20 protein-coding genes and 1 tRNA gene are annotated in these 21,993 nt (G+C 70.8%); 5 read left to right on the top strand and 16 right to left on the bottom strand.

The window, feature by feature from the left end:
* Window positions 1–71: 71 nt before the first annotated feature.
* The 3 genes from JXZ78_RS14640 to JXZ78_RS14630 form a co-directional block, all read right to left on the bottom strand.
* Complete coding sequence (locus tag JXZ78_RS14640; RefSeq protein ID WP_030017180.1) at window positions 72–2,156, bottom strand: beta-galactosidase; 2,085 nt, start codon at window positions 2,154–2,156, stop codon at window positions 72–74.
* 165 nt (window positions 2,157–2,321) lie between these two features.
* Entirely contained in the window at window positions 2,322–3,236 is a 915-nt protein-coding gene (locus JXZ78_RS14635; protein ID WP_078623897.1) for an SDR family NAD(P)-dependent oxidoreductase, read from the bottom strand.
* A 76-nt stretch (window positions 3,237–3,312) separates the two neighbouring features.
* On the bottom strand, window positions 3,313–3,810 hold the full coding sequence (locus JXZ78_RS14630) for a MarR family winged helix-turn-helix transcriptional regulator (RefSeq protein ID WP_030017182.1): 498 nt from the start codon (window positions 3,808–3,810) through the stop codon (window positions 3,313–3,315).
* A gap of 159 nt (window positions 3,811–3,969) precedes the next feature.
* Here JXZ78_RS14630 and JXZ78_RS14625 point away from each other — a divergent pair, with 159 nt between their 5' ends.
* Window positions 3,970–4,788, top strand: a complete 819-nt coding sequence (locus JXZ78_RS14625) for a trans-aconitate 2-methyltransferase (RefSeq protein WP_030017183.1) — start codon at window positions 3,970–3,972, stop codon at window positions 4,786–4,788.
* 17 nt (window positions 4,789–4,805) lie between these two features.
* The gene (locus JXZ78_RS14620; RefSeq protein ID WP_030017185.1) at window positions 4,806–5,162 is read left to right on the top strand and encodes a VOC family protein; all 357 of its coding nucleotides are present in this window, start codon (window positions 4,806–4,808) and stop codon (window positions 5,160–5,162) included.
* A gap of 542 nt (window positions 5,163–5,704) precedes the next feature.
* Here the strand turns inward: JXZ78_RS14620 and JXZ78_RS14615 are convergent.
* From JXZ78_RS14615 to JXZ78_RS14600, 4 genes are all read right to left on the bottom strand, one after another.
* Complete coding sequence (locus JXZ78_RS14615) at window positions 5,705–6,322, bottom strand: hypothetical protein (RefSeq protein ID WP_030017187.1); 618 nt, start codon at window positions 6,320–6,322, stop codon at window positions 5,705–5,707.
* Between the two features lie 196 nt (window positions 6,323–6,518).
* Window positions 6,519–6,689, bottom strand: a complete 171-nt coding sequence (locus JXZ78_RS14610) for a hypothetical protein (protein WP_157851441.1) — start codon at window positions 6,687–6,689, stop codon at window positions 6,519–6,521.
* Window positions 6,690–7,076: 387 nt separating this feature from the next.
* Window positions 7,077–7,763 carry a TetR/AcrR family transcriptional regulator gene (locus tag JXZ78_RS14605; protein WP_030017188.1) on the bottom strand — a complete coding sequence of 229 codons (687 nt, stop codon included), beginning with the start codon at window positions 7,761–7,763 and terminating at the stop codon, window positions 7,077–7,079.
* 25 nt (window positions 7,764–7,788) lie between these two features.
* Window positions 7,789–8,778: an acyl-CoA desaturase gene (locus JXZ78_RS14600; protein ID WP_030017189.1), complete on the bottom strand. Its 990-nt coding sequence runs from the start codon at window positions 8,776–8,778 to the stop codon at window positions 7,789–7,791.
* 434 nt (window positions 8,779–9,212) lie between these two features.
* Here JXZ78_RS14600 and ppc point away from each other — a divergent pair, with 434 nt between their 5' ends.
* The gene (ppc, locus tag JXZ78_RS14595) at window positions 9,213–11,996 is read left to right on the top strand and encodes a phosphoenolpyruvate carboxylase (RefSeq protein ID WP_030020128.1); all 2,784 of its coding nucleotides are present in this window, start codon (window positions 9,213–9,215) and stop codon (window positions 11,994–11,996) included.
* Window positions 11,997–12,132: 136 nt separating this feature from the next.
* On the opposite strand, the gene JXZ78_RS14590 is transcribed toward ppc, so the two are convergent.
* The 7 genes from JXZ78_RS14590 to JXZ78_RS14560 form a co-directional block, all read right to left on the bottom strand.
* A complete protein-coding gene (locus tag JXZ78_RS14590; RefSeq protein WP_030020129.1) occupies window positions 12,133–12,666 on the bottom strand; it encodes a hypothetical protein in 534 nt (177 codons plus the stop codon).
* Between the two features lie 121 nt (window positions 12,667–12,787).
* Window positions 12,788–13,381 (bottom strand): aminoacyl-tRNA hydrolase, encoded by a 594-nt coding sequence (gene pth, locus JXZ78_RS14585; RefSeq protein ID WP_030020130.1) that lies wholly within the window; start codon window positions 13,379–13,381, stop codon window positions 12,788–12,790.
* A gap of 104 nt (window positions 13,382–13,485) precedes the next feature.
* Window positions 13,486–14,070, bottom strand: a complete 585-nt coding sequence (locus JXZ78_RS14580) for a 50S ribosomal protein L25/general stress protein Ctc (protein ID WP_030020131.1) — start codon at window positions 14,068–14,070, stop codon at window positions 13,486–13,488.
* A gap of 222 nt (window positions 14,071–14,292) precedes the next feature.
* Window positions 14,293–15,267, bottom strand: a complete 975-nt coding sequence (locus tag JXZ78_RS14575) for a ribose-phosphate diphosphokinase (protein WP_003984389.1) — start codon at window positions 15,265–15,267, stop codon at window positions 14,293–14,295.
* Between the two features lie 70 nt (window positions 15,268–15,337).
* Complete coding sequence (gene glmU, locus JXZ78_RS14570) at window positions 15,338–16,795, bottom strand: bifunctional UDP-N-acetylglucosamine diphosphorylase/glucosamine-1-phosphate N-acetyltransferase GlmU (protein ID WP_030020132.1); 1,458 nt, start codon at window positions 16,793–16,795, stop codon at window positions 15,338–15,340.
* A gap of 111 nt (window positions 16,796–16,906) precedes the next feature.
* Window positions 16,907–16,978 (bottom strand) — tRNA-Gln (locus JXZ78_RS14565).
* 27 nt (window positions 16,979–17,005) lie between these two features.
* Window positions 17,006–17,851, bottom strand: a complete 846-nt coding sequence (locus JXZ78_RS14560) for a helix-turn-helix domain-containing protein (RefSeq protein WP_030020133.1) — start codon at window positions 17,849–17,851, stop codon at window positions 17,006–17,008.
* 155 nt (window positions 17,852–18,006) lie between these two features.
* On the opposite strand from JXZ78_RS14560, the gene JXZ78_RS14555 reads away from it, so the two are divergent.
* Entirely contained in the window at window positions 18,007–19,449 is a 1,443-nt protein-coding gene (locus tag JXZ78_RS14555; RefSeq protein WP_167745427.1) for a sensor histidine kinase, read from the top strand.
* A 98-nt stretch (window positions 19,450–19,547) separates the two neighbouring features.
* Here the strand turns inward: JXZ78_RS14555 and JXZ78_RS14550 are convergent, their stop codons facing one another.
* Complete coding sequence (locus JXZ78_RS14550) at window positions 19,548–20,126, bottom strand: SUKH-3 domain-containing protein (protein ID WP_030020135.1); 579 nt, start codon at window positions 20,124–20,126, stop codon at window positions 19,548–19,550.
* A gap of 8 nt (window positions 20,127–20,134) precedes the next feature.
* Window positions 20,135–20,647 (bottom strand): YwqJ-related putative deaminase, encoded by a 513-nt coding sequence (locus tag JXZ78_RS14545; RefSeq protein WP_030020136.1) that lies wholly within the window; start codon window positions 20,645–20,647, stop codon window positions 20,135–20,137.
* 332 nt (window positions 20,648–20,979) lie between these two features.
* On the opposite strand from JXZ78_RS14545, the gene JXZ78_RS40260 reads away from it, so the two are divergent.
* Window positions 20,980–21,987, top strand: a complete 1,008-nt coding sequence (locus tag JXZ78_RS40260; protein ID WP_030020137.1) for an SMI1/KNR4 family protein — start codon at window positions 20,980–20,982, stop codon at window positions 21,985–21,987.
* Window positions 21,988–21,993 lie beyond the last annotated feature (6 nt).

The following is a 21,993-nucleotide window of genomic DNA, read 5'->3' as shown; positions in this document are numbered from 1 at the left end:
GGGGTCATGACACAGGCTCCGGGCGCGGCGCGGGCCCGCCCGCGCCGCGCCCGGCACCGGCCGGTCCCCGGTCAGCCGCCCGCGGACACCGCCCCGTGCAGGTCCTTGAGCACGGCCACCCCGCGGGCCGGCAGCCCTATCCGGTACGTGTGCTCCGCCCGCTCCCCGCGCGTCCCGGCGAGCGCGTCGGCCATCGGGCACGGCAGGGCGATGTCGGCTGCCCGCGTGCCGTGGTTGAGCAGGAAGAGGAAGCGGCCGCCGGCGCCTTCCCGGACGGTGGCCTGCACGCCTTCGGGCAGTCCGGCCAGCACCGGCCGCACGCCCGCCGCCTCCCGTACGCCGTCCGTCAGGGCGCGCATCAGCGACGGTTCGAGGCGGGTGCCGACGTACGTGACCGTGCCCGCGCCGTAACCGTGCCGGGTGACGGCCGGGGAGCCCGCCAGGTCGCCGTCCGCGAACTCCGCGACGGGCTCGGCGCCTTCGAGGCGGATCGCCTCCGACCACAGGTCGGCCGTACCGTCGGGCAGCTCCCAGGCCCCCGCCGCTCCCGTACGCGCCCGGCCGCCACCCCGGCCCCGTACCCCCGCCAGGCCCCGCACGCGCACCGTCGCGCCCTCGTCCAGCGGCCAGAACTCCTCGACCCGCAGGCCCAGCAGCGACCGCAGCGGCCCCGGACAGCCGCCGGGATGCACCCGGTCGCAGTCGTCCACGACCCCGGAGAAGAACGACACCAGCAGCCGGCCCCCGCCCCGCACGTACGACGCCAGGCGCCGCGCGACGGCCTCCGTCATCAGGTACAGGTTCGGCACGACGACCAGCCGGTAGCCGGACAGATCACGGTCCGGCGGCACGACGTCGCACGCCACCCCCGCCTCGAACAGCGGCCGGTAGTGCCCCAGCGCCAGCTCCGGCAGGCGCAGCGCCGTGGACGGGTGCGAGTCCAGCTCCAGGGCCCGCCAGCTGTCCCAGTCCGTCACCAGCGCCGCCGTCGGCCGCACCGCCCGCGTCCCCGCGAGCTCCGGTACGGACGCCAGCTCCCGCCCCAGGTCGCACACCTCGTGGAAGATCCGGGTGTCCGTACCGGCGTGCGGCACCATCGCCGAGTGGAACTTCTCCGCGCCGCCGCGCGACTGCCGCCACTGGAAGTACAGGACGGCGTCCGCGCCCTGCGCGACGGCCTGCCAGCTCCACAGGCGCATCGCGCCCGGCGGCTTGGGGCCGTTGCGCGCCCGCCAGTTGACCGCGCCGGGCGCCTGCTCCAGCAGCAGCCAGGGCTGCCCGCCACGCGCCGAACGCATCAGGTCGAAGGTGTACGCGGCCTTCAGATGCGTCTGCGGGTCGAACGGGTCCTGATAGAAGTCCAGCGCCATCGCGTCCATGTCGCGCGACCACGCGAAGGCGTCCACCGGCTTGTGGAACGGCATCAGGTTCGTGGTCACCGGCATCCCCGGACTCAGGCGCGCCAGCACCTCCCGCTCCGCCAGGTAGCAGTCGCGCAGCGCCTCGTCGCTGAAGCGCAGATAGTCCAGCTGATGGGCCGGGTTGGGAAAGGTGGGCGCGGTACGCGGCGGCAGCACTTCCTCGAAATCCGTGTACGCCTGCGACCAGAAGGCCGTGGACCACGCGTCGTTGAGGTGCGCCACGCTCCCGTACCGCTCGCGCAGCCACCGCCGGAAGTCCGCGGCGGACACGTCGCAGAAGCACTGGCGGGTGTGGCAGCCGTACTCGTTGCCGACGTGCCACAGGGCCAGCGCCGGGTGCCCCGCGTACCGGGCGGCGAGCCGCTCGACGAGCCGGACCGCGTGCTCGCGGTAGACCGGGCTGGACGGGCAGTAGTGCTGCCGTCCGCCGGGCCAGCGGCGCTGCCCGTCCGGGCCCTGCGGCAGCACCTCAGGGTGCGCGCGGGTGAGCCAGGGCGGCGGGGAGGCCGTCATGGTGGCCAGACAGACGCGGATGCCCGCGCCGCCGAGGCCGTCCATGACCCGGTCGAACCAGTCGAAGGTGTACGCGCCGGGCCGGGGCTCGGCCTTCGCCCACGAGAAGATCCCGGCGGTGACCATGGTGACGTGGGCCCGTTTCATCAGGCCGATGTCCTCCTCCCACACCTCCTCGGGCCACTGCTCGGGGTTGTAGTCCGCACCGAAATGGATGCCCATCGGGTTCCCTTGGTCGCGACGAGTGGCGGCACGAGCTGCGGGCGGCGCGGCCGAGGAGCACGGGGCGGGCCGCCCGTACCGTCATGATTCCCGCGGCAGGGCGCCGCAGCGCGCACATCCGGCCTTACGGGGGCGTCGACGCCTCGGTGTCCCGGCGCCTCCCCGTCAGGACGACTCCTTCCGCACGCTCCAGCCGCCGTCCACGACCAGGTCGGCGCCGGTCACGTACGACGCGTCGTCGGAGAGCAGGAACGCGATGGCGGTCGCCACCTCCTCGGGCCGCCCGAGGCGCCCGGCCGCGGTCGCCTCGGCGCTGGCCCGCCGGTCCGCCTCGCCGACGGCCTCCCAGGCCGCCGTCAGCACCGGCCCCGGCAGCACACTGTTCACCCGCACCCGCGGCCCGTACTCGACCGCCAGCTGGCGCGCCAGCCCGGTCAGCCCCGCCTTCGTCGCGGCGTACGCGGGACGGCCCGGCAGGCCGAAGTGCGCCTGCACCGACGAGGTGAGCACGACCGCGCCGCACCGCTCCCGCAGGTCCGCCAGTACGGCCCGCACGCCCAGGAACGCCCCGGTCAGGTTCACCGCCAGCTGCCGGTCCCAGTCCGCCGGCGCGGTCACGTCGGCGGGCGCGTGCGGCCCCTGCCGCGCGGCGTTGCTGACCAGCGCGTCCACCGGCCCGTACCGCTGCCGGGCGGCGTGCGCGGCTCGCTGCCAGTGGTCCTCCCGTGCCACGTCGCAGTGCTCGTACGAGGCCCGGCCGCCGAGGGCCCGGATCCGGCGGGCGGTGCGCTCGCCGCGCTCGTCGTCGATGTCCAGGAGCAGCACCTGCGCGCCCTCTGCCGCCAGCCGGTCGGCGGTGGCCGCGCCGATCCCGGCGGCGGCACCGGTGACCAGGACCGTACGCCCGGTGAACCTCGATCCGTCCGGCGCTCCCGCGGGCCGCCGGTGCCCCTGCCGCCGGGGGCGGCCCTGCTGCCCGTACAGGTCCTGCTGCGTATACCGGCCCTGCTGCCCGTGCCGGTCCTCGTGCCCTGGCCCGCCGTCGTGCCCCTGCTGGCCCCGCGGGCCGTGCTGGCTCATGGTCGCGATCCAAGCCCAACGGGCGGGGGCGCGGCAAGTGGACGTGGCGGGGCCCGGCGGCGGCCCGGTCCGGCCGTCAGCCCGGAACGTTGTCGAACGGCGCCGTCAACTGCCGCAGCAGACCGGCCAGTTCACCGCGCTGCTGCGGGGACAGCTCGGCCAGGATCGCGCGCTCCTGCGTGAGCAGTCCGGCCAGCGACTCGTCGGCCGCCTCGCGCCCCTCCGGCGTCAGCCGCACCAGCACCCCGCGCCGGTCGCTGGGGTCGGGCAGCCGTTCGACCAGACCCTTCTTCGCGAGCCGGTCGATGCGGTTGGTCATCGTGCCGGAGGTGACCAGGGTCTGGGTGAGGAGTGCGCCGGGGGAGAGCTGGTACGGAGCCCCCGCGCGGCGCAGCGCGGTGAGCACGTCGAACTCCCAGGGCTCCAGGCCGACCTCGGAGAAGGCGAGGCGGCGCGCGCGGTCGAGGTGTCTGGCCAGCCTGCTGATGCGGCTGAGGACCTCAAGCGGTTCCACGTCGAGGTCCGGGCGCTCCCGGCGCCATGCTGCGACCAGTCGGTCGACCTCGTCCTCCATGTCGATCAGTGTAGTTGGTCTGTCGACATGAAGTCTCTTGACGTCAAGTCTCTTGACGCAAAGATATATTTCCGTGGACTATTGGGCATCGTCGGCGATGGGCTCACGCCGCGCTCGCGTGGCCTGTACCAACCCTGCGTCAGCCGAAGGGGTTCGAACATGCACGTCGCACCAACCTGGGATCCACAGCAGTACCTGCGCCACGCCGGACACCGCTCGCGCCCGTTCCACGATCTGCTCGCCCGCATACCCGAGCTGCCCCACCGCAACCGCCCCGCCCGCATCGCCGACCTCGGCTGCGGCCCCGGCAACGTCACCGTCCAGCTCACCGACCGCTGGCCCGACGCGCACATCACCGGCCTGGACAGCTCGGCGGACATGCTCAAGGAAGCCGACCTCTACGCCGGACCCACCCCCGGCGGCGGCCACCTCGACTTCGCCCACGCCGACGCCACCGACTGGCGCCCCGCCGAACCGTTCGACCTGATCGTCTCCAACGCGGCGCTGCAGTGGGTCCCGAACCACCCCGAATCCCTCCCGGCCTGGATCGACGGCCTCACCCCCGGCGGCACCCTCGCCTTCCAGGTCCCCGGAAACTTCACCGCGCCCAGCCACGCACTGCTCGGCGAACTCTGCGACGAACCCCAGTGGCGCGACCGCCTCGCCGCCCACGGCCGCCGCTTCGTCCACATCCTCGACCCCACCGCCTACCTGGAACGCCTCACCGCGCTCGGCTGCGCGGTGGACGCCTGGGAGACGACGTACGTCCAGCTCCTCCAGGGCGAGGACCCGGTCCTCGACTGGGTCAAGGGCACCGCCCTGCGCCCCGTACTGACCGCCCTGGAGGACGACCCGGCCGCCCGCGACGAATTCCTGTCGCAATACCGCGACCTGCTCCGCAAGTCCTACCCACCCGGCCCGCACGGCACGGTCTTCCCGTTCCGCCGGATCTTCGTGGTGGCCCGCACGGAACGATGACCCCCTGAGGTGAACCCATGATCACCGGCCTCGACCACGTCCAGCTCGCCGCACCACCCGGCAGCGAAACCATCCTGCGCGCGTTCTACGGCGGCACCCTCGGCTTACGGGAAATCCCCAAGCCGGCCACCCTGGCCGGCCGAGGCGGATGCTGGTTCGAGGCCGGCCCCACCACCCAGCTCCACCTGGGCACCGACCCCGGCTTCAAGCCCGCCCGAAAGGCCCACCCGGCCTTCCGCGTAACCGACATCCACACCTACGCCACCCGCCTCACCACCCACGGCACTGCTGTGGTCTGGGACGACAGCCTCCCGGGCCACCACCGCTTCTACGCGTACGACCCCGTGGGCAACCGGCTGGAATTCCTGGAATGAGCCAGGGATCTACGGAATGGGGGCCTGGTGACCCAGCGTCTCCGGAAAATGCCTCATGAATTCGTCCTCGCCGGGGACGAACAGAGTCCCCCACGACCCGTCGGAAAACCCGAACTGCATCTCATTCTTCGGCTCGTGCCGCCGAGTCCACACCAGAGCATCACGCGAAAACGAGGCCCCCAGCTCAACGGCCTCACCCAGCCCGCCCCGGACCCGCCGGCACTGCACATAGACAAAACGCGTACACACATCGGTGACGGCCATGACAGCGGCCGCCCCGGTCTTCGACCGCGGCTGAACGCCGACGAACGCGAGCCCTCAAAGCCGACCACCAGTTCCTCGCCCGGCGGGATCGCGGACCGAACCTTCTGCTCAAGTCCGGGTGTCGAGACGCATAACTCCTTGGCGAGGCGAGAAGGCATCGGGCTATGGGGCCGGAGCTTCGTGTGCACGATCGGACCAGAAACCGGTTGGGATTCCTGGAAGCGACAACTGACGGGGCTTCCCGGATTCCTGTACGTCTTCCGCAAGAAGGTGAGGGGCTACGGGATGGGAACCGTATGGCTGAGAGTCGCGGGAAAAACCTTGAGGAAATCCTCTTCCGGCGCGACCATGACCGTGCCCCAGGACCCGTCGGTGAACCCGAACTGCACGTCCAAGTGCGTGTTCCTGCGGCGCGTCCAAGTCAGGGATCCAGGCGAGAAAGACGCCCCCAGCTCGACCGTGTCGCCGAGGCGGCCGGTCAGACGCCGGCTGGGTACGTACACGAAGCGCAGCTGCTTGTCGGTGAGGACCACGGTAGTGACCAGCCCCGCACGGGAGCGAGGCTGTGCCGCCGCCAGCCACTGCCCGGCCAGGCTGTCCCAGCCGCCGAAGAACGAGGCGTTCTTCCGCTGCCGCTTCGGACGTTTGGCGGGATCCTCGGTGCCCTCCCGGGTCGACGGCGACCCCACATCGTTGATGACCCCCTTGAAGAAGGCCGAGATGACGGCACCCCACAGACCGCCCTCCCCGGCCAGCACCCGCGGCCGACGCTCGGCCGGCGCGTCGGAACTCACCGAGTCCTGGCCGGTGGTCGCCCGCATGACGCTGAACCCGCCCACGAACCGCTCGTCCTGAGGCAGAGCCGCAACGATCTTTTGTTCCAAGTCTGGCCACATGGCTCAGTTCTCCTTACGGGGCCGCACACGGCGCACCACCGGATTCTGTAGGGCGCTGGGATGGTCTCAACCGAAGGCGGAATCGAGGCCGACGGTCCGACGCGCGCAAGGTGACGTCACCTCGGCAGCGATACGGCGCTCCTCGGCTCGTACGGTCACCATCAGTGTGTGCCCCACAGCCTGTTGCCCCGCGGCCTCACTGGCCCTGGAACTCGTCGCAGGCGTCGTCGAGGCCGTCGGTCCCCAGGGCCTTCGGGCCCACCTTGTTCAGGCGCTTCTGGGCGTCCCGCATGCGGTCGTCGGCGTCCGAGAGCTCGGTGAGCATCTTCTCTACGCGCGCGACGTCGATCCGGAAGTCATTTGCCATGTCGCGGTCTCCCCCCCGTGGAGTGCGGCTGTATCGGCCGGGTCTTTCCCTGAATGCCGTAGGGAGAGGTTACGGCGTCCGCGTGGTGGATATCGAGGCGGGGAGGGGAGTTGCTGTCCGCGAAAGCGAGGCGACTATAGCGCGTGGAGGTATTTGATTTGGCGATGGGGAGGTAAAGGGGGTGGAAATAGCGGCGCGCAGCTTGGGGAATTCGGTCGAATTTATGTGGAGTAATGGGGAGTGTCGCACAAAAGGGGTTACGGGGTGTTTGGGGGCGATCGGACTGCCGCTCCATGAAGTGGCTCAGGGGCCGCGAGCGCATGCGGGTGTGCGCGCAGGGCTCTCTACCGGCTCGTGGTGGGGGAGCGGGTCCGGGTCGGGCCGGGGTCAGGCCCGCCGATGGCCTATCAGGCGGGGCTTCGGCTCCAGGCCGTCCAGGCCGTGCCAGGCGAGGTTCACCAGGTGGGCGGCGACCTCGGGTTTTTTGGGTTTGCGGACGTCGAGCCACCACTGGCCGGTCAGGGCGACCATGCCCACCAGGGCCTGGGCGTACAGCGGGGCCAGTTTCGGGTCGAAGCCGCGGGCCTTGAATTCCAGGCCGAGGATGTCTTCGACCTGGGTGGCGATGTCGCTGATCAGGGAGGCGAAGGTGCCGGTGGACTGGGCCACGGGGGAGTCGCGGACCAGGATGCGGAAGCCGTCGGTGTAGGTCTCGATGTAGTCGAGGAGGGCGAAGGCGGCCTGTTCGAGGAGTTCGCGGGGGTGGCCGGCGGTCAGGGCGCCGGTGACCATGTCCAGCAGCTGGCGCATCTCGCGGTCCACCACGACCGCGTACAGCCCTTCCTTGCCGCCGAAGTGCTCGTAGACGACCGGCTTGGAGACGCCGGCCTTCGCCGCGATCTCCTCGACCGAGGTGCCCTCGAAGCCGCGCTCCGCGAACAGGGCGCGACCGATGTCGAGCAGCTGCTCACGGCGCTGGGCGCCCGTCATCCGCACTCTGCGGGTGCGCCGGGTCCCCGCGCCGGAGGGGGCCTTGCCCTGGTTGTCGTTCACGCTGCTGCCGTCGATCGCCACCCGTCAATCATGCCTTCCCCGGCTGTCACCGCCCGGTACCCCCGGGTGCGACGGCGTCCGCGCGCTTCGCGTCGAGGCGGGAGGCGTTCGGCCAGCGCACGTCGTACGCCCAGCCGGCCTTCTCGAACCAGCGGATGAGGCGGGCGCTGGAGTCCAGCTGCCCCTTCATGACGCCGTGCCGGGCGCACGTCGGGTCCGCGTGGTGCAGGTTGTGCCAGGACTCGCCGCAGGAGAGCACCGCCAGCCACCAGACGTTGCCGGAGCGGTCGCGGGACTTGAACGGGCGCTTGCCGACCGCGTGGCAGATCGAGTTGATCGACCAGGTGACGTGGTGGAGCAGGCCGACGCGGACCAGGGAGCCCCAGAAGAACGCGGTGGCCGCGCCCTGCCAGGACAGCGTGACCAGGCCGCCGACCAGGGGCGGGACGAGGAGGGAGACGACGGTCCACAGGACGAACTGGCGGGAGATCCGGCGGATCGCGGGGTCCTTGATCAGGTCCGGCGCGTACTTGTGCTGCGGCGTCTGCTCCTCGTCGAACATCCAGCCGATGTGGGCCCACCACAGGCCCTTCATCAGCGCCGGCACCGTCTCGCCGAACCGCCAGGGGGAGTGCGGATCGCCCTCGGCGTCGGAGAACTTGTGGTGCTTGCGGTGGTCGGCCACCCAGCGCACCAGCGGTCCCTCGACCGCCAGCGACCCCATGACCGCCAGCGCGATGCGCAGCGGGCGTTTGGCCTTGAAGGCGCCGTGGGTGAAATAGCGGTGGAAGCCGATGGTGATGCCGTGGCAGCCGATGAAGTACATCGCCGCCATCAGCGCCAGATCGAGCCAGCTCACGCCCCAGCCCCAGGCCAGCGGCACCGCGGCCACCAGCGCCACGAAGGGCAGGGTGATGAACAGCAGCAGGGTGATCTGTTCGACCGAGCGTTTGCTGTCGCTGCCGAGCGTCGCGGACGGCAGCGGGGTTTCGGCGGGTTTCGGCGACTCTTCGATGACTTCGGGGCTAGCGGTCATGTGGTGTCCCTCGTCGGGGGCTCGGGGGCTCGGGGGCTCGGGGGCTCGGGGGCTCGGGGGCTCGGGGCACGGTCACGGCTACGGGACCGTAACCTACGGTTTCGTAAGTATGGCAGCGCCCTCGGTACGGGCAAGGGTCCGACAGGTCGGTGACGGGTGACCGAATTGCGGCAAAAGAAGGTGAGGGAACCGTGCAAGTTCCGTCACATATGAACAACGTCCAGGTGTGAGCGCCACCCCGAACAGGTAGGTGCCCACCCAACGGACAGGGTGATCCGCCGACGCCGCGGAGACCTATCCTGGGGAACGTCGGACAGCGCGGTCCGCGAACCGCCCCCAGCGCCGCCGGGCACACCCCGGCAGCCGCTGCGGAGCACCCCTGCCAGCGCCCGGACGTGCTCAGATCACGAAGATCACTGCAAGGAGCCGCACCTGTGAGCAGTGCCGACCCCACCCCCGCCGCGAACGACGAGCGCACCGGCGCCACCGACACCCCGGCCGCCGCCGGTGCCGCACGCGACAACGGCCCCCTGCGCGCCGACATCCGCCGCCTCGGCGACCTCCTCGGCGAGACCCTCGTCCGCCAGGAAGGCCAGGAGCTGCTGGACCTCGTCGAACAGGTGCGCGCTCTGACCCGCACCGACGGCGAAGCCGCCGCCCGGCTCCTCGGCGAGACCGACCTCGCCACCGCCGCCAAGCTGGTCCGCGCCTTCTCCACCTACTTCCACCTCGCCAACGTCACCGAGCAGGTGCACCGCGGCCGCGAACTGCGCGCCCGGCGCGCCGCCGAAGGCGGCATCCTCGCCCGCACCGCCGACATGCTCAAGGACGCCGACCCCGAGCACCTGCGCGCCACCGCCGCCAACCTCGGCGTCCGGCCCGTCTTCACCGCACACCCCACCGAAGCCGCCCGCCGCTCGGTCCTGACCAAGCTCCGCAAGGTCGCCGAACTGCTGGACCGCACGGACACCGGCGAACGCCGCCGCGCCGACCTGCGCCTCGCCGAGAACATCGACCTCATCTGGCAGACCGACGAACTGCGCGTCGCCCGCCCGGAGCCCACCGACGAGGCCCGCAACGCCATCTACTACCTCGACGAGCTGGGCCGCGGCGCCGTCGGCGACGTCCTCGAAGACCTCGCCGCCGAACTCGAACGGGCCGGCGCCCAGCTCCCGCCCGGCACCCGCCCCCTGACCTTCGGCACCTGGATCGGCGGCGACCGCGACGGCAACCCCAACGTCACCCCCCAGGTCACCTGGGACGTCCTGATCCTCCAGCACGAACACGGCATCACCGACGCCCTCGAACACGTCGACGAGCTGCGCGGCGCCCTGTCCAACTCCATCCGCAACTGCGGCGCCACCGACGAACTCCTCGCCTCCCTCCAGCAGGACCTCGACGCCCTCCCCGAGATCAGCCCCCGCTACAAGCGGCTGAACGCCGAGGAGCCCTACCGCCTCAAGGCCACCTGCATCCGCCAGAAGCTCGTCAACACCCGCGAACGCCTCGCCAACGACACCCCGCACGTCCCCGGCCGCGACTACCTCGGCACCACCGGCCTCATCGAGGACCTCACCCTCATCCAGACCTCGCTGCGCGAGCACCGCGGCGGCCTCGTCGCCGACGGCCGCCTGGAACGCACGATCCGTACGATCGCGGCCTTCGGCCTCCAGCTCGCCACCATGGACGTCCGCGAACACGCCGACGCCCACCACCACGCCCTCGGCCAGCTCTTCGACCGCCTCGGCGAGGAATCCTGGCGCTACACCGACATGCCGCGCGACTACCGCCGCAAGCTCCTCGCCAAGGAACTGCGCTCGCGCCGCCCCCTCGCCCCCAGCCCCGCCCCCCTCGACGAGGCCGGCGCCAAGACCCTCGGCGTCTTCCGCACCGTCCTCAAGGCCAAGGAGACCTTCGGCCCCGAGGTCGTCGAGTCCTACATCATCTCCATGTGCCAGGGCTCCGACGACGTCTTCGCCGCCACCGTCCTGGCCCGCGAGGCCGGCCTGATCGACCTGCACGCCGGCTGGGCCAAGATCGGCATCGTGCCGCTCCTGGAGACCACCGACGAGCTGAAGATCGCCGACCAGCTCCTCGACGAGATGCTCGCCGACCCCTCCTACCGGCGCCTGGTCGCCCTGCGCGGCGACGTCCAGGAGGTCATGCTCGGCTACTCCGACTCCTCCAAGTTCGGCGGCATCACCACCTCCCAGTGGGAGATCCACCGCGCCCAGCGCCTGCTGCGCGACGTCGCCCACCGGCACGGCGTACGCCTGCGCCTCTTCCACGGCCGCGGCGGCACCGTCGGCCGCGGCGGCGGCCCCTCCCACGACGCGATCCTCGCCCAGCCCTACGGCACCCTCGAAGGCGAGATCAAGGTCACCGAACAGGGCGAGGTCATCTCCGACAAGTACCTCGTCCCCTCCCTCGCCCGGGAGAACCTGGAACTGACCGTCGCCGCCACCCTCCAGGCCTCCGCGCTGCACACCGCGCCGCGCCAGTCCGACGAGGCGCTGGCCCGCTGGGACGCCGCCATGGAGACTGTCTCCGACGCCGCCCACGGCGCGTACCGGCGGCTCGTCGAGGACCCCGACCTGCCCGCGTACTTCTTCGCGTCCACCCCGGTCGACCAGCTCGCCGAACTCCACCTCGGCTCCCGGCCCTCCCGCCGGCCCGACTCCGGCGCCGGACTCGACGGCCTGCGCGCCATCCCCTGGGTCTTCGGCTGGACCCAGTCCCGCCAGATCGTCCCCGGCTGGTTCGGCGTCGGCACGGGCCTCAAGGCCGCCCGCGAAGCCGGACTCGACGTCGTCCTCGACGAGATGCACGAGCACTGGCACTTCTTCCGCAACTTCCTGTCCAACGTCGAGATGACGCTGGCCAAGACCGACCTGCGGATCGCCCGGCACTACGTCGACACCCTCGTCCCCGACGAACTGAAGCACGTCTTCGACACGATCAAGGCCGAACACGAGCTGACCGTCCAGGAAGTCCTGCGCGTCACCGGCGAGAGCGAACTGCTCGAATCCAACCCGGTCCTCAAGCAGACGTTCCACATCCGGGACGCCTACCTCGACCCGATCTCCTACCTCCAGGTCACCCTGCTGCACCGCCAGCGGGCCGCGGCGGAACGCGGCGAGGAAGCCGACCCCGTACTGGCGCGGGCGCTGCTGCTCACCGTCAACGGCGTCGCGGCGGGACTCCGCAACACCGGGTGAGCCTGACGGCGCACCTCCGGGCGAGCCTGACGGCCGGCCCGTAGAACAAACACCGTTGGCCAGGGCATGTGCCCTGGCCAACGGTCGTATCGGAGTACGGAAACCCCGCGCGGACGCCCCGCCCGGACGCCCCGCCCTACAGCGCCGCGAACGTCGCCCCCAGCAACACCGTCCCCATCAGCCCCATCACCCAGGCCGTACGCCGCAGCTTCATCCCGCCCGCCACCACCAGGGCCGCCAGCAGCAACGACCCCGCGAACGGCACCCACGCGTGCAGAATGCCGCCCGCCCCGATACGGACGGCCCGGTCCGTACCCGGCTGCACCGTCACCTCGACCTGCTCACCCTTGTCCGGAGCGGCCGCGGCGGCTATCGACACCTGCGTCCGGCGCCGACTGCCCTCCAACGGCAGATACGGACCCGTGCACCGGTCCTCGTGGCAGGCCGTCACCGTCATCGTCCCGCGCTCCCGCGCCTCCACGAGCATCGCGTACCGCGCCGTGTTCCACGACGTCCAGACACCCGCCACCAGCAACAGCAGCGCCAGCGCCCCCATCAGCCCCATACGGGCGACGAGCAGCAGCCCGTACGCGCTCTCCCCCATCCGGCGGGTACGGCTGCGTTTGACGGGGCGGCTGCGCTTCTTGCTGCTCGGGCGGCTCTTGGGCATGGCGGCGATCCTTGGCCATATGACTGCGCGCGGTCAACCTGGGACGCCGGCCCGTGCCACCTGGGACGCCGGCCGGTGCGACCTGGGACACCGGCCCGTGCACCCCGGAACACCGGACCGCTCAGGAGTTGTACGTACTCTGCGCCCGCTCCAGACCGTCCAGCACCAGCCCCTCCACCGCGTCCGCCGCCCGGTCCACGAAGTAGTCCAGCTCCTTGCGCTCCGCACCGGAGAAGTCCTTCAGCACGAAGTCCGCCACCTGCATCCGCCCCGGAGGACGGCCGATACCGAACCGCACCCGGTGATAATCCGGCCCCAGCGACTTCGTCATCGACTTCAGCCCGTTGTGCCCGTTGTCACCGCCGCCCAGCTTCAGCCGCAGCGCCCCGTAATCGATGTCCAGCTCGTCGTGCACCGCGACGATGTTCGCCACCGGAACCTTGTAGAAGTCCCGCAACGCCGTCACCGGACCACCCGACAGATTCATGAACGTCATCGGCTTGGCCACCACCACCCGCCGGCTCCCCGGCCCCGGCGGACCGATCCGGCCCTCCACGACCTGCGCCCGCGCCTTGTGCGCCTTGAACCGTGCGCGCATCCGCTCCGCGAGCAGATCCGCCACCATGAACCCCACGTTGTGGCGATTGGCCGCGTACTCCGGGCCCGGGTTGCCCAGCCCCGCGATCAGCCAGGGGCCCTCGGCGTCCGTCGTCATCCTCATGTCTCCTTGCAGCGACCCACCCTGAAACGGCTCAACCGCCGCCCCGCACCGAGAGTGCGGGGCAGCGGTTGAGACAGTAACGCCCGTTACGGGAGCGATCAGCCCTCGGCGGACTCGTCGCCCTCGCCCGCCGCCGGCGCCTCGGCCTGCGCCGCGACGACCTGGAGCACCACGGTCTCCTCGTCGATGGCCAGCGTCGAACCGGTCGGCAGGGTGATGTCCTTGGCGTGCACCGAGTCACCGGCGTCCAGGCCCGCCACGGAGACGGTCACCGACTCCGGGATGTGGGTGGCCTCGGCCTCCAGCGACAGGGTGTTCAGCAGGTGCTCCAGCAGGTTGGCACCCGGCGCCAGGTCGCCCTCGACGTGGATCGGCACCTCGACGGTGACCTTCTCGCCCTTGCGCACGGCCAGGAAGTCCACGTGGACCAGGAAGCCACGGATGGCCTCACGCTGCACGGCCTTGGGGATGACCAGCATGCTCTCGCCGTCCATCTCCAGACGGATCAGCGCGTTCGGGGTCTTCAGGGCCATCATCAGCGCGTGGTTGTGGATGGCGATGTGCTTCGGCGCGTCACCGTGGCCGTAGATCACGGCGGGAACCATGTCCTCACGGCGCGAACGGCGGGCGGCACCCTTACCGAAGTCGGTACGGATCTTGGCGTCGAGCTTGACCTCAGCCATGGCGGCACTCCTCGTAGTCGGCACGGTCGACGGACGACCGGACGGATCTGTGGGGCGTCACCCGGCCCACGACAGACCTGCTACGAAGAGCGCGTCGATAACGGACCGCCGCACCACAGAAAAGTGCGGCCTCCCTCGCCGAGCAACTCCATGAGTCTACCCGGCGGGGAGGCCGCCCCCAAAGTCGATCTCCGTAAGCCCCTACGGGCTACGGAATCCGGCTCACTGCTCCTCGAAGAGGCTGGTCACCGAGCCGTCCTCGAACACCTCACGGATCGCCCGCGCGATCGTCGGCGCCATCGACAGCACCGTGATCTTGTCCAGCTCCAGCTCGGACGGGGTGGGCAGGGTGTTGGTGAAGACGAACTCGCTGACCTTGGAGTTCTTCAGCCGGTCCGCCGCCGGACCGGACAGGATGCCGTGCGTGGCCGTCACGATGACGTCCGCCGCGCCGTTCGCGAACAGCGCGTCCGCCGCGGCGCAGATCGTGCCACCGGTGTCGATCATGTCGTCGACCAGGACGCAGACCCGGTCCTTCACGTCACCGACGACCTCGTGGACGGTGACCTGGTTCGCCACGTCCTTGTCCCGGCGCTTGTGCACGATCGCCAGCGGCGCGTCCAGCCGGTCGCACCAGCGGTCCGCGACCCGCACCCGGCCCGCGTCCGGCGAGACCACCGTCAGCTTCTCGCGGTCCACCTTGGCGCCCACGTAGTCCGCGAGGACCGGCAGCGCGAACAGGTGGTCCACCGGGCCGTCGAAGAAGCCCTGGATCTGGTCGGTGTGCAGATCGACCGTGACGATCCGGTCGGCACCCGCGCACTTCAGCAGATCCGCGATCAGGCGGGCCGAGATCGGCTCGCGGCCACGGTGCTTCTTGTCCTGACGGGCGTACCCGTACGACGGGATGACCACGGTGATGCTCCGGGCCGAGGCCCGCTTCAGCGCATCGATCATGATCAACTGTTCCATGATCCACTTATTGATGGGAGCCGTGTGGCTCTGCATCAAGAAGCAGTCCGCACCACGCGCCGACTCCTGGTAACGGACGTAGATCTCTCCGTTGGCGAAGTCGAACGCCTTGGTCGGGACCAGCCCGACACCCAGCTGGTGGGCGACCTCCTCAGCCAGCTCGGGGTGGGCGCGGCCGGAGAAGAGCATCAGCTTCTTCTCGCCGGTCGTCTTGATCCCGGTCACAGCAAATCTCCTCAGATCCTGTTTGCGTGCACTTATCACGGTACGCCCCGCACGGCGCACCCGAGCACGATCACTGCTCGCCGTCGGACTCCTGGCCGGCAGCAGACGCAGCCTGCGCGGCGGCGCTTCCGGGACGCTTACGAGCGACCCAACCCTCGATATTCCGCTGCTGGCCGCGCGCGACCGCCAGCGAACCCGGGGGCACATCCTTGGTGATGACCGAGCCGGCGGCGGTGTACGCACCGTCCCCGACCGTGACAGGAGCCACAAACATGTTGTCCGAGCCGGTCCGGCAGTGCGAACCGATCGTCGTGTGGTGCTTCGCCTCGCCGTCGTAGTTCACGAACACGCTCGCCGCACCGATGTTGGTGAACTCACCGATCGTCGCGTCACCCACGTACGACAGGTGCGGCACCTTCGTGCCCTCACCGATCTTCGAGTTCTTCATCTCCACGTACGCGCCGGCCTTCGACTTCGGCCCCAGGTCCGTACCCGGACGCAGATACGCGTACGGACCCACACTCGCCCCCGGACCGACCTTCGCACCGTCCGCGACCGTGAACGACACCTTCGCGCCCTCACCCACCGACGTGTCCTTCAGCCGCGCGTCCGGACCCACCTCCGCGTGCGCCGCGACATGCGTACCGCCCAGCAGCTGCGTACCCGGGTGCACCGTCGCGTCCGCCTCGAACGTCACCGACACGTCCACCCACGTCGTCGCCGGGTCCACGACCGTCACACCGGCCAGCATCGCCCGCGTCAGCAGCCGCTCGTTCAGCAGACGCCGCGCCTCCGCGAGCTGCACGCGGTTGTTGATGCCCAGGATCTCCCGGTGATCGTCCGCCACCGCGGCACCGACCCGGTGCCCGGCCTCGCGCAGAATCCCCAGCACGTCCGTGAGGTACTCCTCACCCTGGCTGTTGTCCGTACGCACCTTGCCCAGCGCGTCCGTCAGCAGCTGCGCGTCGAACGCGAACACCCCGGAGTTGATCTCCCGGATCGCGCGCTGCGCGTCCGTGGCGTCCTTGTGCTCGACGATCTCGGTCACCGCGCCGGTGTTCTCGTCCCGCACGATCCGGCCGTACCCGGTCGAGTCCGGCACCTCCGCCGACAGCACCGTGACGGCGTTGCCGTCCGCGGCGTGGGTGTCACCGAGCTTCTTCAGGGTCTCGCCGGTCAGCAGCGGGGTGTCGCCGCACACGACGATCACCGTGCCGTCGAGGGTGACACCGCCGTTGCCCAGCTCCTCCAGGCCCATGCGGACGGCGTGACCGGTGCCGTTCTGCTCGTGCTGGACAGCGGTGCGCACATCCGGGTCGATCTCGGCGAGATGCCCGCCGACCTGCTCACGGGCGTGACCCACGACCACCACGAGGTGCTCGGGGTCCAGCTCACGGGAGGCGGCGACGACGTGCCCCACGAGGGAGCGACCGCAGATCGCGTGCAGAACCTTGGGGGTCGACGACTTCATGCGGGTGCCCTCACCCGCTGCGAGAACGACGACGGCGGCCGGGCGGTTGGCGCTCACGGGATGCCCTTCGGCTTCTTCGGGTGGTGGACACCCGAAGGATACCGGTGCGGTTTGCGGCCGAAACGCGGGCGGGTCCCGACCGGAGGTCGGGACCCGAACTTCGCTTTGCTCCCCCGTCAGGACTCGAACCCGAACAGATGGCACCAAAAGCCACAGTGCTGCCAATTACACCACGGGGGACTATTGCGGTCTAAACCGGACATTGCGTCAGGCTGTTGACCTCGCTCCCAACACTATGCCGTACCACCAGCCTTCGATGCGACGGTACAGCTCTGTGCCTTGCAGAACACGAACGACCAGACAGCCGTGGTAGTCCTCGCCGACATTCTTGCGGACGGTCTTCGGGTTGTGCTTCTTCAGTGTCGTCTTGCCGAAAGCTGCGACATCCACGCCCACCAGATCCGCCCAGTAGCGTTCGGACGCCGCCACATCGGCTGATTCATGGATCAGCACGCGAAAGCGCAGCCGATCGGGTCCGACGGCCAGCAGTTTCAGCCAGGCCAGATAGGTCTCGATCATGCCCGGGTCGCTGTTGATGAACGTGACCGACTCGTCCGTGCGATGCGCTTTGCTCTTCGAGCCCTCCGCCCAGTAGAGGCCGACACCGATGAGGAACAGTTCCCGCTCGGTGAGGGTGCCGATGTCGCGGGCCGCGTCCTCCTTCGTCTGCTTACGGGCTTCGGCCACCGCTTTGCGGTGCGGTTCCCAGCGGGCCTCCCGCATCCGGTGCATGCGCTCCGGTGAGGCTGCCGGCTTGGGGAGGTCGCGGACCCAGAGCGAGACCGAACTCTTGGAGACGCCGAGCTCGGCCACGATCTCGTCGTACGTCATCCCCTCTTCCCGAAGCTCCCGCGCCCTCGCCCGCAGCCCGTCCTTCGCGTTCGGGCGGCGGGTCCAGTCGGGAGGTGGTTCGCCTTCGAGGAGGCGGTTGAGGATGTCGTTGTTGTGGATGTGTAAGCGGTCGCGGATCTGGCGGCGGCTCAGGCCGTCGCGGCGGAGGGTGACCGCCTGTTCGCGCAGGGACTCGAAGTCCGATCGTGTGTGGTGGTGCATGAGGCCAGGCTGGGGCCGGTGCGGGCGCGCGAGGTCGAAAATTCGGGCGATTCAATAGTTCGAGGGTAAATAATTCGGTACCCGTCCGTAACGGTGCACTCGCGTGCAGAGCGCTCGACGGAAAATCGCTCGCACCCGCCCGTAGGCTGGTCGGTATGACCGCAACGGGGGCAATCGAAGCAACGGGTGCGCGGGATACGCCCGCCGGGCCGTGGTGGTGGCCGCGGCGGCGGAGCGTGGTGCTCGATGTGTCGCTGGCCGTCGTGTCGACCGTCGAGACCGTGCTGGAAGGGCTGGACTTCGCGGGCGACACGGGGCTGCCGGCGTGGGCCGGGCTGCTGCTCGGACTGGTCGTGGGGCCGGTGCTGCTGCTGCGGCGCCGCTGGCCGGTGGCCGTGGTGCTGGTGTCGGTGGCGGTGACGCCGGCGCAGATGGGCGCGCTGCTGGGCATGATCGGTCTGTATTCGCTGGCGGTCTCGGACGTGCCGCGGCGGGTGATCGGGCTGCTGACGGGGATGGCGGTGGCCGGGACGTTGGTCTCCGGTTTCTTCACCATCCGGCAGGACGTGGGAGGTGAGCCGGACTTCAACCCGCCGTCGTGGTTCGTGCTGGTGATGGCGGCGGCGGTGGCGCTGGTGGTGACGGCTCCGCCGGTGTTGTGGGGGTTGTACGTCGGTGCGCGGCGCCGGCTGGTGGAGAGTCTGCGGGAGCGGGCGGACGGGCTGGAGCGGGAGTTGTCGCTGCTGGCCGACCGGGCCGAGGAGCGGGCGGAGTGGGCGCGCAACGAGGAGCGGACGCGGATCGCGCGGGAGATGCACGACGTGGTGGCGCACCGGGTGAGTCTGATGGTGGTGCATGCGGCGGCGTTGCAGGCGGTGGCGTTGAAGGATCCGGAGAAGGCGTCGCGGAACGCGGCGCTGGTGGGGGACATGGGGCGGCAGGCGTTGACGGAGTTGCGGGAGATGCTGGGGGTGCTGCGGACGGCGGAGGGGGCGTCGGGGCGGTCGTCGGCGCCGGTGTCGGACGAGCCGGAGCGGTTGGTGGCGGTGGCGTCGAAGGCGAAGACGAAGGCGGCGGGTGCCGGTGGTTCGTGGCCGGAGGGGCCGGAGAGGCCGGGCCGGGCGGCGGAGGCCGCGTCGGGGTCCGGTGGTGGTGCGGTGCGTGGTGGTGCGGCGGTGGTGACGGCGGAGCCGGAGGGGGAGGGGCCGTCGCTGGTGGAGCTGGGGGATCTGGTGGGGCAGTCGCGGGCTGCCGGGATGGCGGTGGAGCTGTCGGTGGACGGTGTGGCCGCGGAGGGCGGTTATCCGTCGGGGGTGGAGCAGACGGTGTACCGGGTGGTGCAGGAGGCGCTGACGAATGTGCACAAGCACGCGCCGGGTGCGCGGGCCCGGGTGCGGTTGGCGCATCGTGAGGGTGAGGTGGCGGTGCAGGTGGAGAACGGTCCGTCGGAGCGGGGCGCGGCGGACGTGGGGTTGCCGAGTGGGGGTAATGGCCTGGTCGGTATGCGGGAGCGGGTGACCGGGCTGGGTGGGGTGTTCGTGTCGGGGCCTACGGAGGCGGGTGGCTTCCGGGTGTCGGCGGTGCTGCCGGGGCGGTAAGGCGTAAGGGGTGTAAGGGGGATACGGGAAGGTGCGGGGAGGTAAGGGGCGAGCGGAGGGATGGGTGCCCGCTTCGAGGGCGGGAAGCGTGGCCCCGTTCAGCTCTCCCGTGCCGTGGCCTGGCTGAGCCGGGTGGGGCGGATGCCGAGGACGAGGGTGCCCAGGGCCTGGTCGATGTGGGGGCCGAGGTACCAGTCGCCGGTGTGGTCGAGGCTGTAGACGCGGCCTTCGGTGTCGATGGCGAGGACGGCCTGTCCGCCGGCTTCCTGTCCGAGGGGCGCGACGTCGGTCTCCAGGGCGCGGCCGAGGTCGCCGAGGGTGCGGGCGAGGTGGAGGCCGTGCAGGGGGTCGAGGGTGAAGGGGGTGGGGGCGATGTGGCGTCCGGGGCCGGTGGGGGTGATGTCCAGGCCGCCGAATTCGGCCCAGGCCTCGACGGCGGCGGGGAAGACGGTGTGGCGGTGCCCGGCGGGGGAGGTGTGGGCGCGCAGGGCGTCGGCCCAGTGTTCGGCCTGCTGTATGTCCCAGCGTCCGGTGCGCCAGCCGGCGTCCTGGAGGGCGGCGTCGACGGCGACGGGGAAGCGGGTGGCCGAGGTCCGGTCGTAGGAGTCGTAGACCGGGGCGACGGGCGCGGCGGAGGCCGGCGCGGTGGAGTCCGCGGACGGTGCGGTGGGGGGCATGGTGCGGGTCAGCTCCCTGCGTGCGTACCGATAGGCATGACGCCGAAGAAGGCGAGGAGGGCGTCGCAGGAGCGACAGGGGGGAGCGTAGCTGCCGTGCAGGGGGTCGCCGTCCTCGCGGATGTGCCGGGCGGTGATTTTGGAGTGCTTCAGGGAGCGGCGGGCCTCGCCGTTGGTGAGGGGTTTGCGGGAGGCGCGTTTGCCGCGGTTGGCCTCGACGGCGGTGAGGTGGCGGCTGAGCAGGACGGCTTCGGGGCAGCGGCCGGTGAAGCGTTCGCGCTGGGCGGTGGCGAGGGTGTCGAGGAAGTCCTGGACGAGGTGGTGGAGCACGGGGGGTTGTTCGGCTTTGCCGGCGGTGCAGGTGAGGGTGCGTCCGCGTACGGAGAGGGCGGCGCCGACGGTGGGGAGGATGCCGTCGCGGCGGTGGCGGAGGGCAGGCGGACGGTCGTCGTCGGCGGTGCCGCTCCAGCCGACGCGGGGGTCTCCCGCGGTGGCGGTGTTGTGGTGTGCCGTGGTGCGCATGGTCAGTGCTTTTCCCTCCCCGAATCCCCGGGACGCCGGAGGTCCCCCGCAAGGGTAGGGGGAGGGTCAGCCTGCCAAATGTGGTGGGTGTTGGGGAAGTCGGGTGTGCTGTCGGTGATGTCACGGTTGTGTCCGGGTGCGGGGCCGGGTTCCGGGGTGTTCCGGTGGTGCTGGGGCGGGTGGTTGCGAGGTGGGGGCGTGCGGTGAAGTGGCGGTGTGCCGCCGGTGGTTGGGGCGGGGCCGGGGGGAGGCCGGTTGACGTGCGCGGGAGGGCGGGTTGCGGTACGGCATAGGCTGTGCCCAGTAGCCGGATTCAGCCAGGGAGCACCGCCATGACGTCAGGTCGGCACGGGCTGGGGGCACCTCCCGGCCCTCAGGTCGCGGGCCACGCCGCGCCACCGAACACGGCCTATGCCGGGCAGGTCGTGCATTTTCCGGATCCGGTGCGTGCGGCGCGGTATCCGCGGGGTGTGCCGGTGGACGGGTCCGGGTTCCCGGATTTCTCGTCGTACGCGCGGGCGGCGGCGGAGATCGCGGAGCCGCCGGAGGGTTTCGGCGTGGACGAGTTGCGGCTGACGGACTACGTGTCGGCGAACGTGGCGTTGCACGCGCAGGGGCACGAGTTGTGGGAGGACGTGCCGGCGGTGGCGACGCCGCACGGCTGGACGTGGCATCACGTGGCGGGTTCGCGGCGGATGGAGCTGGTGCCGGTCGAGGTGAAGGCGCTGTTGCGGCATCACGGCGGGCTGGCGACGGCGGCGGTGGACCACGGTAAGCGGGGGACGCGGCCGTTGCAGGACACGCGGCCGGTGCATTTCGGGTTGCCGCACCGGGAGCTGTCGGTGCCGGAGGAGCAGGTGCGGCAGGCGGAGGAGGCGCTGGGGTACCGGCTGCCGGGTGCCTATCGTTCGTTCCTGAAGGCGGCGGGCGGGTGTGCGCCGGTGGGGGTGGGGCTGTACGCGGATCTGGGGCTGCTGGTGGACCAGCCGTTCTTCACGGTGTGGGACGAGGCCGCGCTGAACGATCTGGTGTACGTCAACAAGTGTCTGCGCGATCACTTCACCAAGGACTACCTGGGCGTGGGGTTCGTGCAGGGCGGGGTGATAGCGGTGCAGGTGCGGGGTGCGGCGCCGGGTTCGGTGTGGTTCTGCGCGTACGACGACGCGCGGGACCGGGACGGGTGGCCGGTGCAGGAGCGGGTGGAGCAGCTGCTGTTGCCGTGCGGGGCGGATTTCGACGATTTTCTGCGGGAGCTGGCGGGGAGTCCGCCGGAGCTGGAGACGGTGGCGGGTCTGATGGTGGACGGCGGCTTCGCGCGTGTCGTTCCGGTGGAGGGGTGAGGCGCG

The organism is Streptomyces monomycini (assembly GCF_022271435.1).
Lineage (GTDB): Bacteria > Actinomycetota > Actinomycetes > Streptomycetales > Streptomycetaceae > Streptomyces > Streptomyces monomycini.
This window is presented reverse-complemented; position numbering and strand designations above follow the sequence as displayed.